Source organism: Streptomyces anatolicus (genome assembly GCF_019400875.1).
GTDB lineage: Bacteria > Actinomycetota > Actinomycetes > Streptomycetales > Streptomycetaceae > Streptomyces > Streptomyces anatolicus.
Genome location: NZ_WMBF01000252.1, coordinates 1 through 9,008, shown reverse-complemented (window position 1 = coordinate 9,008; position 9,008 = coordinate 1). Strand labels below are relative to the sequence as shown.

Genomic DNA, 9,008 nt, shown 5'->3' with positions numbered 1-9,008 from the left:
CCCCGCCCCCCTTCACTCCGGCCCGGCCGAACGGTCCCGCGTACCAGTCACGCAGGGCCCGTTCCGCACACCGCGCGTCCGGCACCTCGTCCAGCTTCAGGGGTTCGGCGGCGCGCCGCAATGCCCGGCAGGCCCGGGCGGCGGCGAGCGCGTAATCGGCGTTGTCCGGTTCACCGGGCAGCGCGGTCAGGCCGAGCGCGGCCCGCATGATGTCCGGGAAGACCGACTGGGCGTACTCGAAGTCGAGGTAGACGGGCAGGTCGGCGGCGATGCCCTCGGCCATGTCCCGGTGGCCCGCGCCCACCATCGCGCCGGTCCACAGCTCCTTCATCCGCGTCTGCTCGTCCTTCTCGTACTCCATGCGTACGAGATGAGTGGCGAGGTCATGCAGAGGGTCGCCGTACATGGCCAACTCCCAGTCGATGACGGCTACTTGGCGGCGGCCGACGATGATGTTGCCGCGGTGGACGTCGGTGTGGAGGAGACCGAAAGGGCGGGGTGTCAGACTCCGGCGGTCCGGGGCGCCACGGAAGGCCGTCATGACGTCGGGGCGCAGGCCCACGGCGGTGAAGAGATCACCGAAGCGCCACCGGTTCGGCCGGTGCACCTGGGTCTCGGTGAAGTCGATCAGCCAGTCGAGGAATTCCTGGCTCTGTCCGGACTCGGGCCAGCCGGCCGGCCTGGGCGGCAGCTCCTCCTCCGGCACCGCCGCGGTCTTGGCGAAGAACCCGGCGAGCGACCGCATCATCGCCTCGCCGACGGGCCCCTCGGGCTGGATCTCGGAGAGCGCCTGCCCCGCCCGGTACGAGTGCAGCGACCAGTCGCCGAAGTCCCGGAAGCAGCGAGGGGCCTCCTTGAGACGGCGGCTCACCACCCTGAGCAGGTCCGTCTCACTGGGCCAGATGCGTGGCACCACCTCCACCGTCTCGCGCGGCATCCGGCATTTGACCCTGGCCCGGAACGGCATCGTGCACAACAGCAGGGCCAGTGACCAGCCCAGCGGCACGACGTAGTTGATGTTGTGGTGACCTGCCACGACCTCACGGTCCGGATGGTCCTTGTGCGAGTCGGCGAGACGTCGGATCCACGACTCGCGGCGACCGCTCTTCGGCGCCTCATGGGGAGATCGAGGCGGAGGTGACGGCATGAGCGCTGAGCGTAGTGCCTCAGCGTCTCCCGTCACGCAGCCGCTCGCGTGTCCCGCCGCGCAGGGAACGCAGAACCGGCTCCAGGGACGAGACCATGTGCGGCGCGCCCGCGTCGCGCAGCAGCCCGGCCTTGCGCGGGTTGCGCGCGTAGCCCAGGAAGCCCACACCCGCCCGTCGGGCCGCCATGAAGTCCGAGGGCGTGTCGCCGATCATCAGGGTGGTCCTCGGGTCGGCACTTATGGCTCTCAGGGCGCGGTGCACACAGTGGGGATGGGGCTTGAGCAGCCCGAGGTCCCGCGTGCGGCCGTAGATGTGCGGGGTGAAGCAGTCCAGGAGGCCGCGGGAGGTGAGGTAGGCGCCCACGGCACGCGGGGCGTTGTTGGTCGTCACGGCCAGCCGGACGCCGACGGCCGTCCAGGTGCGGATCAGCGGATCGGCGTACGGGGTGGGCCAGGCCGAGGCCACAGCGCTCACCTCGTGCCGGGTGAGCGTCGCCTCCAGCTCGGCCGACAGATCGCTCCCGGGGAGACGGCGGTCGACCGCGCGGAGTACGACGAAGGGGTCCGGATCCTCTCGCAGGTCGGCGGTGAGCAGGCCCCGCAGCCCCCGGCTCTCCAGCCACCGCACCTGAGCCTTCGCCACGCCCTCGGCGGAGCGGTGGGCGAAGAGACGGCAAATGGGCCCGTCGAAGTCGAAGAGCACGAATCGAACCGACCCGATCAGACCTTGAAGCCTTTCGGTCTGGTCATCGAGCATCCCGGGCCACATCGCATCAGATTGCGTCGAGTCAGAGGTCACCTAAGAGAGTGTCAGGTCAGTCGTGATGGTTGCCCAGAGCGCGTCGAACCACTTCTGCGATTCGTCGACGAACTGCGCGTCGCGCACGCTCTGGCCGGGCTTGCCGAAGGAGAAGAGGAGCGCCTTGACGCCCAGGACGTCATAGAGGTCGACGTTGTCGCTGCCCCCGGCGTCGTTCAGCTCCAACTGCTGCGGGCCCAGGGTGTAGTACGCGAGCAGCGCCTCCTCCCCGTTCAGCAGGTACAGCTTGACCGGCGTCGTGAACGGCAGCGCCCGGAACTGCACCGACACGTCGATCCCGTGCGAGGCCCGCAGCGCCCGCAGATTGTGCCGCAGCACCTGGCCCTGCGCGTTGCGCTGGGTGAGCCAGCGCTGGTGGAGGCGTTCGCGGCTCTCCGCGTCGCCCGCGATCGGGACCGGGAACGCCAGCTTGATGTCGCTGCTCGGCAGCAGGATCCGTACCGTGATCGACTCGGGACGGATGCGGCCCTCGTGGATCAGGCGCACCGGCTCGCCGAGGGCGATCATCAGGGTCTCCGCGGTGTACGAGACCACGTCGATCCGCACGTCCTTCGCCGCGAACGCCTCCGCGAGGCGGGGGGCGAGGGCGACCATGGACGGCTGCGGGCCCGGGGCGGCGGGGACCGCCGGGCCCGGCTCGGCGACGCGGGGCGGGCTGCCCTTGCTGACGTTGGACAGGAGGCCTTCGCTCTGGAGCTTCCTCATCGCCTGGCGCACGGCACCGCGCTCCACACCGAACTCCTCGGCGAGTTCGGCCTGGGTCGGCAGGCGGTCGCCCGCCTTGAGCGCACCGGCCCGGATGCGGTCGCGTACGGCGTCGGCGATGTCCTGGGGTGAGAGCTTTCTGCTGCCGTTCACTGCAACGTTCTCCTGGGTCACAACCGAACGATACAACTGCCCGCCATCTCACGGGAGTTGGTTGCCAACTTGCTCAAGATGGCCGACAGTGCTCAGCCCGCCGCCAGCCTCAGCTCCTGACTGATCGTGTTCCACAGGGCGTTGAACCACAGATGCGACTGCTCCACGAAGGTCGTGTCCCGCACTCCCTCCCCCTGGTGGAACGGGAAGAGCATCGACTGCGTGCCCTGCGCGTCGTACGTCTCCAGGGGCTCCTGGCCGGCGCCGGTCTCCTCGTCCCGCTTGGTGAGCGTGTAGTAGGCGAAGAGCGCCTCCGAGCCGTTGATCAGGTAGAGCTTCACCGGTGGCGTGAACGGCAGCGCGCGGAACTGCACCGATACGTCGATCCCGTGCGAGGCCCGCAGCGCGAGGAGGTTGTGCCGAAGCACCTGCCCCTGCGCGTTGCGCTGGTCCAGCCAGCGGCGGTGCACCCAGTCGCCCTCGTCGTCCCCGCCGTCGACCGGCGCGGGGAACGCCAGATCGATGTCCCGGCTCGGCAGCAGCACCCGGACGTCGACCTTGGCCGGTTTGCGCCGTCCGGCGTGGATCTGCCGCAGCGGTTCGCCGATCGCCATGGTGAGGGAGACCGAGGTGAGACAGAGCGCGTCGATCTCGACGTGCGGGGCCTCGAAGGCCGACGCGATACGGGGCGCGAGGCCGACCATCGTGGGCTGCGGGCGCTCCGACCCCGCCCCGAGGGGCGCGCGCTCGGGGACTTCCGCCACCGTGGCGGGGCTGCCCTTGGACACGTTGGACAGAAGGTGCTCACGGTGCAGGACGCGCAGCGCCTCGCGCACGGCCCCGCGCTCCACGCCGAACTCGTCGGCCAGCTCGGCCTGGGTGGGCATGCGCTGCCCCGGCCGCAGCGATCCGGACCTGATCCGGTCACGCAGCACGTCGGCCACCTCGCGGTGGGAGCGCCGCTGTCGGCTTCCGTTGACGGGGGCGCGTTCCGTGCTCACAACCAAACAGTACAACTTCGCGCCATCTTAGGGGAGTTGTGGGAAAGATGGTTATGAGTCGACTCTCAGCGGAGATAAGTCAGTTGAAGTTGGTAGCCAACTTGGGCGACATGGTCGGACCCCTCCGGGGTTGGCCACCACCCATCGGGGCCGCGGCGGAGTTCCCGCCGGGCCGGCCAGTTGGTCACCGGCCGAACGGGGTCCGCCACCCCGATCCCGAAGGAGGGAACGTCATGCCGCTCATCGCCATCGTCGTCGCCGCCCTCGCCATCGGTTTCGAACAGCTCGTCCAGTGGAAGTACGGCCCACTGGGCATCGTCGGCTTCGTCCTGCTCACCGTGGGGATCAAGGCCAAGAACACCATGATCAGCGGGGTCGGGGCAGCGGTTCTCGTCCTGCTCCTCGCCCAGCCGGGCTGACCGGTCCGGCTGAAGAGACCCGGCCGGCCGGGCTCCCATCCGGAGGGGAGCCGGGAGTCCGTCCGACGGGCGAAAACCGAGCCCCGGCTCCCGGCTACGGGGGAGCCGGGGCTCACCTACGGACGCCCGCCCAGGACGGAGCGGACCGCCCACCCCTCACACCAGCAGATCGTCCACCTGCGCCTCGCCCTCCCGATACCGCCGGGCGATCTCCCCGCTGCAGTCGTCCGCCGTGCGCTGGAGCGACTGCCTGCGCCGGGAGACCTGCTGTTCGTAGCGGACCAGGCGGCCCATGGCGGCGTCCAGCTCCTCGTCCGTGCGGGCCGCGAGGTCGGAGAGCTCGACCTCGGCCAGCATCTCCGTGGCCAGCAGGCGGTACTCCTCGCTGTGCGGGGTGCCGAGCGTGACGTGCCGGGCCGATGAGCGGTGCCGGGCCGGGGCGTCGGCGAGGATCTCCGAGAGCCGGTCGACGACGGCCGCCTCCGGCGTGGGCGCCACCGGCTGGTCCCTGCGGCGCGCGATCTCGGCCCGCAGGATGTCGATGCGCCCTTGCAGCAGCCGCCGCACATAGCTGAGGTCGGCCTCGTCCTGCTGGGCCGCCCGGCGCAGCTCCCGCAGCTCGGGCAGGCGCCGCGCGGCCAGATCGTGCTCGGGCACCTCGGGCAGCAGCGGGCTGCCGGTGCGCTGTGCGGGCGGCCGCGGGACCGCCGTACGCCGAAGCGAGACGCGGCCGGACGGCTGCCCCGTACTTGGTGTGCTCATGTGGCTCTACCGTCCCCTCGACCGGCCGACGCGGGTGCACCGCGTGTGTGCATGGTGCCACTCCCGGTGGCCGCTATGTGAATGAGTGCCCGGAATCAGCCCCGGATGGGGGGGATCTGGAGCCTCCGATCGGCACGGCATGATGGCTCCCATGCGAGCAGTGGTGCAGAGAGTCGACGGCGCGAGCGTGGTCGTCGAGGGCGAGGACGGCCCCGAGACGGTGGGCGAGATCAGCGGCGAGGGCCTGTGCGTCCTGGTGGGCGTCACGCACGACGACACCAAGGAGAAGGCGGCCCAGCTGGCCCGCAAGCTCTGGACGCTGCGCATGCTGGCCGACGAGAAGTCGTGCAGCGACGCCGACGCGCCGCTGCTGGTCATCAGCCAGTTCACGCTCTACGGAGACGCCCGCAAGGGCCGCCGCCCCACCTGGAACGCGGCGGCCCCCGGCCCCGTGGCCGAACCCCTCGTCGACGAGGTGGTCGCCCAGCTGCGCTCCCTGGGCGCGACGGTGGCGACGGGCAGGTTCGGAGCGCAGATGCGGGTGGGCCTGACGAACGACGGCCCGTTCACGGTGCTGCTGGAGATGTGACCGGACCGGGCCTGACCTAGGGCTCGACGACCACTTCCTGAGCAGCCGCAATACCCCCGGCGACCAGCTCCGCGTCCACCGGCACATTCCGCTTGATGAGCCCCAGCGCGATCGGCCCCAGCTCGTGATGGCGCACGGCAGTCGTGACGAACCCCAGCTTCCGCCCCTCCGCCCCCTCCGAGGCGAGCTGAAGCGGCGTACCGGCCACCGGCAGGTGCACCTCGCTCCCGTCCAGGTGGAGGAAGACCAGGCGGCGCGGCGGCTTCCCCAGGTTCTGGACGCGGGCGACGGTCTCCTGACCGCGGTAGCAGCCCTTCTGGAGATGCACGGCCGTGGCGAGCCAGCCCAGCTCATGGGGGATCGTGCGGTGGTCGGTCTCGAAGCCGAGGCGCGGCCGGTGGGCCTCCACCCGCAGCGCCTCGTACGCGAGGAGCCCGGCCGCGGGGCCGTGCTCGGCGGCGTACGCCTCCAGGTCCGTACGCGGCAGGAACAGATCGCGGCCGTGTGCCGTCTCGCGTACGACGACACCCTCGGGGACCGGGGTGATCGAACCGGCGGGCAGATGGACGACGGCGAACTCGTCGGTGCGGTCGGCGACTTCCACGCGGTAGAAGAACTTCATGCTCTCCAGGTACGCGATGAGCGCGTCCTGCGTGCCGGGCTCCACGTGCGCCCAGATGGTCTCGCCGTCGTCCACGAGGTAGAGCGCGTGCTCGATGTGGCCGTGGGCGGAGAGGATCAGCGCTTCGGTGGCCTGGCCGGCCGGCAGCTCGCTCACGTGCTGGGTGAGCAGCAGATGCAGCCAGCTCAGCCGGTCGGAGCCGGTGACGGTGACCACCCCGCGGTGCGAGAGGTCGACGAAACCGGTGCCGTCGGCGAGGGCGCGCTGCTCACGGAACAGTTCGCCGTAGTGGGCGGCGACGCCTTCGTCCACGCCCTCGGCGGGGACTGCGCCGGGCAGGGACAACAGGGGGCTCTTCATGTTCACAAAGAGTACGACCAGCGGGCCCGGGCTTTTATTTCTGGCGGCACTTCCCGCGGCCCCGCTACTTCTCGCGGCACTCCTCGCACTGCCCGAAGATCGCGAAGTGCTTCAGGTCGGTGTCGAACCCGAAGGTCTCCCGCAGCTTGGCGGTGAACTCCGCGGCCACCGACGTATCGGCCTCGATGACGCCCGTGCAGTCCCGGCAGACCAGGTGGATGTGGTGGTGCCGGTCCGCCAGGTGGTAGGTGGGCGCGCCGTGCCCGAGGTGGGCGTGCGAGACGAGGCCCAGCTCCTCAAGGAGCTCCAGCGTGCGGTAGACCGTGGAGATGTTGACCCCCGACGCCGTCTTGCGGACCTCGCAGAGGATGTCGTCGGGGGTCGCGTGCTCAAGGGTGTCGACGGCTTCGAGGACAAGCTGGCGCTGCGGCGTCAGCCGGTAGCCGCGCTGCCGCAGGTCGCTCTTCCAGTCGGAGTCGGTGCTCCTGGAGTCGGTGCTCGCCACACCACAGAGTCTAGGTCTACTTGAAGAAAGCGATGCCGTCGTCGGGAAGATCTCCGAGGTTGCGCGCCATCGCGGCGACCTCCTCGGGCGTGACGACCTTCTTCAGCTGCGCCGACATGTAGGGGCGCAGCGGCACCTCGGGGGTCTGCTTCTCGCCGACCCACATCAGGTCGCCCTTCACATAGCCGTAGAGCCGCTTGCCACCGGTGTAGGGACCCGAGGCCGCGGTGCGCGCGACGGCGTCGGTGGCCAGGTCGATCTGCGGCTTCTTGTCGGCCAGCTCGCCGTACCAGACCTCGACGACGCCGTCGTCGCGGACCATCACGACCTCGACCTTGCGGTCCTTGTCGATGCGCCAGAACCCCGACTCGGACTCCAGGGGCTTCACCTTGTTGCCCTCGGCGTCGAGCACCCAGGTGTACGAGCGGTACTCGATGAAGTCCCGCCCGTCGTGCGTGAAGGAGACCTCCTGGCCGAAATTCGCCTTCTCGGCGCCGGGGAAGTCGGTGACGCCCGCGCCCGCCCAGTTGCCGAGGAGGAAGGCGAGGGGGACGAGGTCGGGGTTCAGGTCGGACGGAATCTCGATCATGGGAAGCTCAGGCGATCTGTGGAGGTCGGGAAGTGACGGGGGTCAGCGCTGGCCCTGGTACAGCTTCTTCACGGTGAGCCCGGCGAAGGCGAGCACGCCGAGACAGACGATGACCAGCAGGGCGGAGAAGAAGGCCTCAAGCACGGGGTGCTCCTCGGTGAGCTGTGGGGGCAGATATCAGAGCCGGTCCCACTGTAGTCGGGCGGCGCCCGCCTCTGCCTGTGAGGGGCCTTACGATGCGGCCATGGCGAAGAAGCTCGTGATCAAGGTGACCGCCGGGGCCGACGCCCCTGAGCGCTGCTCCCAGGCCTTCACGGTGGCGGCCGTGGCCGTGGCCAGCGGGGTGGAGGTGTCGCTCTGGCTGACCGGTGAGTCGTCGTGGTTCGCACTGCCGGGACGCGCGGCGGAATTCGAACTTCCGCACGCGGCGCCGCTGCCGGATCTGATCGAATCGATCATGGCGGCGGGCCGGATCACGCTCTGCACGCAGTGCGCGGCGCGCCGCGACATCTCGGAGCAGGACGTCATCCCCGGGGTGCGGATCGCGGGCGCGCAGGTCTTCGTCCAGGAGGCGACGACGGACGGCGTCCAGGCGCTCGTGTACTGAGGTCGTCCAGGCGCTCGTGTACTGACGTACTGAGCGGCTGCCTACTGACGGTGCCGCTTGCCGTCCAGCTCGTCCCACCACTCGTCGGACGTCGGGTCGCCCGAGGGGTCGTCCCACCAGCGGTCCTCGGGACCGCGCCGGTTGGCGACCATGGCGGCGACGGGCGGGATCACCATCGCCACGACGCACATGCCGACGGCGACCGGGATCGACCAGAGCCGCACGACGCCCCAGGCCAGGACGAACAGGGCGATGCAGGTGCCCATCATGACGAAGTACGTATGACGTCGTCGTGCGTACATACGTCCAGCGTAGGCCCGTACGTGCCGAAGGGCCGCACCCCGTTCCAGTGGCGTCCAACCCCCTGGGGTGCGGCCCTTCAGCCGTTCATGATGCGGCGGCGCGGGTCAGACCGCGATCGCCACCTCCGCGAGGCCGCCCGTCTGGGCGACGACCGTGCGGTCGGCCGTGCCGCCGGGGACCAGCGCCCGGACGGTCCACGTGCCCTCGGCGGCGTAGAAGCGGAACTGTCCGGTCGCCGAGGTGGGGACCTCGGCGGTGAACTCGCCGGTCGAGTCGAGCAGGCGCACGTAACCGGTGACGGGCTCGCCGTCGCGGGTCACCTGGCCCTGGATCGTGGTCTCACCGGGCTTGATCGTCGAAGCGTCGGGGCCGCCGGCCTTTGCTCCACACATGTCGTACTCCTGAGGGGTCGGGGGAGGGGAGGAG

Annotated in this window: 13 protein-coding genes; 3 read left to right on the top strand and 10 right to left on the bottom strand. The window is 70.2% G+C overall.

Annotated elements, in window-relative coordinates; translation table 11 throughout:
- The 4 genes from GKQ77_RS20975 to GKQ77_RS20960 form a co-directional block, all read right to left on the bottom strand.
- Positions 1-1,036 (bottom strand): aminoglycoside phosphotransferase family protein (locus GKQ77_RS20975; RefSeq protein ID WP_308117735.1); only part of this gene is annotated, 1,036 nt, incomplete at its 3' end.
- Between the two features lie 130 nt (positions 1,037-1,166).
- Positions 1,167-1,904 (bottom strand): HAD family hydrolase, encoded by a 738-nt coding sequence (locus GKQ77_RS20970; RefSeq protein ID WP_219690464.1) that lies wholly within the window; start codon positions 1,902-1,904, stop codon positions 1,167-1,169.
- A 42-nt stretch (positions 1,905-1,946) separates the two neighbouring features.
- Positions 1,947-2,825 carry a GntR family transcriptional regulator gene (locus GKQ77_RS20965; protein ID WP_219690463.1) on the bottom strand — a complete coding sequence of 293 codons (879 nt, stop codon included), beginning with the start codon at positions 2,823-2,825 and terminating at the stop codon, positions 1,947-1,949.
- A 92-nt stretch (positions 2,826-2,917) separates the two neighbouring features.
- Entirely contained in the window at positions 2,918-3,832 is a 915-nt protein-coding gene (locus GKQ77_RS20960) for a FadR/GntR family transcriptional regulator (RefSeq protein ID WP_258021683.1), read from the bottom strand.
- 227 nt (positions 3,833-4,059) lie between these two features.
- On the opposite strand from GKQ77_RS20960, the gene GKQ77_RS20955 reads away from it, so the two are divergent.
- A complete protein-coding gene (locus tag GKQ77_RS20955; protein ID WP_219690461.1) occupies positions 4,060-4,245 on the top strand; it encodes a hypothetical protein in 186 nt (61 codons plus the stop codon).
- A gap of 156 nt (positions 4,246-4,401) precedes the next feature.
- Here GKQ77_RS20955 and GKQ77_RS20950 read toward each other — a convergent pair whose 3' ends face one another.
- The gene (locus tag GKQ77_RS20950; RefSeq protein ID WP_219690460.1) at positions 4,402-5,007 is read right to left on the bottom strand and encodes an RsiG family protein; all 606 of its coding nucleotides are present in this window, start codon (positions 5,005-5,007) and stop codon (positions 4,402-4,404) included.
- Positions 5,008-5,158: 151 nt separating this feature from the next.
- Here GKQ77_RS20950 and dtd point away from each other — a divergent pair, with 151 nt between their 5' ends.
- Entirely contained in the window at positions 5,159-5,596 is a 438-nt protein-coding gene (gene dtd / locus GKQ77_RS20945; protein WP_219690459.1) for a D-aminoacyl-tRNA deacylase, read from the top strand.
- 16 nt (positions 5,597-5,612) lie between these two features.
- Here the strand turns inward: dtd and ygfZ are convergent, their stop codons facing one another.
- The 3 genes from ygfZ to GKQ77_RS20930 all read right to left on the bottom strand — a co-directional run bounded on the left by ygfZ (position 5,613) and on the right by GKQ77_RS20930 (position 7,672).
- Complete coding sequence (gene ygfZ, locus GKQ77_RS20940; protein ID WP_219690458.1) at positions 5,613-6,578, bottom strand: CAF17-like 4Fe-4S cluster assembly/insertion protein YgfZ; 966 nt, start codon at positions 6,576-6,578, stop codon at positions 5,613-5,615.
- Positions 6,579-6,642: 64 nt separating this feature from the next.
- Positions 6,643-7,083 carry a Fur family transcriptional regulator gene (locus GKQ77_RS20935; protein WP_219690457.1) on the bottom strand — a complete coding sequence of 147 codons (441 nt, stop codon included), beginning with the start codon at positions 7,081-7,083 and terminating at the stop codon, positions 6,643-6,645.
- A 16-nt stretch (positions 7,084-7,099) separates the two neighbouring features.
- Positions 7,100-7,672, bottom strand: coding sequence for a heme-binding beta-barrel domain-containing protein (locus GKQ77_RS20930; RefSeq protein WP_219690456.1), 573 nt, complete (start codon positions 7,670-7,672; stop codon positions 7,100-7,102).
- Positions 7,673-7,916: 244 nt separating this feature from the next.
- Here GKQ77_RS20930 and GKQ77_RS20925 point away from each other — a divergent pair, with 244 nt between their 5' ends.
- Positions 7,917-8,279, top strand: a complete 363-nt coding sequence (locus GKQ77_RS20925) for a DsrE family protein (RefSeq protein ID WP_219690455.1) — start codon at positions 7,917-7,919, stop codon at positions 8,277-8,279.
- Between the two features lie 41 nt (positions 8,280-8,320).
- Here the strand turns inward: GKQ77_RS20925 and GKQ77_RS20920 are convergent, their stop codons facing one another.
- Together GKQ77_RS20920 and GKQ77_RS20915 are read right to left on the bottom strand one after the other, a co-directional pair.
- Positions 8,321-8,581, bottom strand: a complete 261-nt coding sequence (locus tag GKQ77_RS20920) for a DUF3099 domain-containing protein (protein WP_219690454.1) — start codon at positions 8,579-8,581, stop codon at positions 8,321-8,323.
- 105 nt (positions 8,582-8,686) lie between these two features.
- Entirely contained in the window at positions 8,687-8,974 is a 288-nt protein-coding gene (locus GKQ77_RS20915; protein WP_054232391.1) for a DUF1416 domain-containing protein, read from the bottom strand.
- Positions 8,975-9,008: the final 34 nt, after the last annotated feature.

Excerpts from the sequence above, each read along its gene's own strand:
- GKQ77_RS20970 (WP_219690464.1), bottom strand. The coding sequence starts at position 1,904 with ATGCTCGATGACCAGACCGAAAGGCTTCAAGGTCTGATCGGGTCGGTT.
- GKQ77_RS20955 (WP_219690461.1), top strand. The coding sequence starts at position 4,060 with ATGCCGCTCATCGCCATCGTCGTCGCCGCCCTCGCCATCGGTTTCGAA.
- GKQ77_RS20950 (WP_219690460.1), bottom strand. The coding sequence starts at position 5,007 with ATGAGCACACCAAGTACGGGGCAGCCGTCCGGCCGCGTCTCGCTTCGG.
- dtd (WP_219690459.1), top strand. The coding sequence starts at position 5,159 with ATGCGAGCAGTGGTGCAGAGAGTCGACGGCGCGAGCGTGGTCGTCGAG.
- ygfZ (WP_219690458.1), bottom strand. The coding sequence starts at position 6,578 with ATGAAGAGCCCCCTGTTGTCCCTGCCCGGCGCAGTCCCCGCCGAGGGC.
- GKQ77_RS20930 (WP_219690456.1), bottom strand. The coding sequence starts at position 7,672 with ATGATCGAGATTCCGTCCGACCTGAACCCCGACCTCGTCCCCCTCGCC.
- GKQ77_RS20925 (WP_219690455.1), top strand. The coding sequence starts at position 7,917 with ATGGCGAAGAAGCTCGTGATCAAGGTGACCGCCGGGGCCGACGCCCCT.
- GKQ77_RS20920 (WP_219690454.1), bottom strand. The coding sequence starts at position 8,581 with ATGTACGCACGACGACGTCATACGTACTTCGTCATGATGGGCACCTGC.
- GKQ77_RS20915 (WP_054232391.1), bottom strand. The coding sequence starts at position 8,974 with ATGTGTGGAGCAAAGGCCGGCGGCCCCGACGCTTCGACGATCAAGCCC.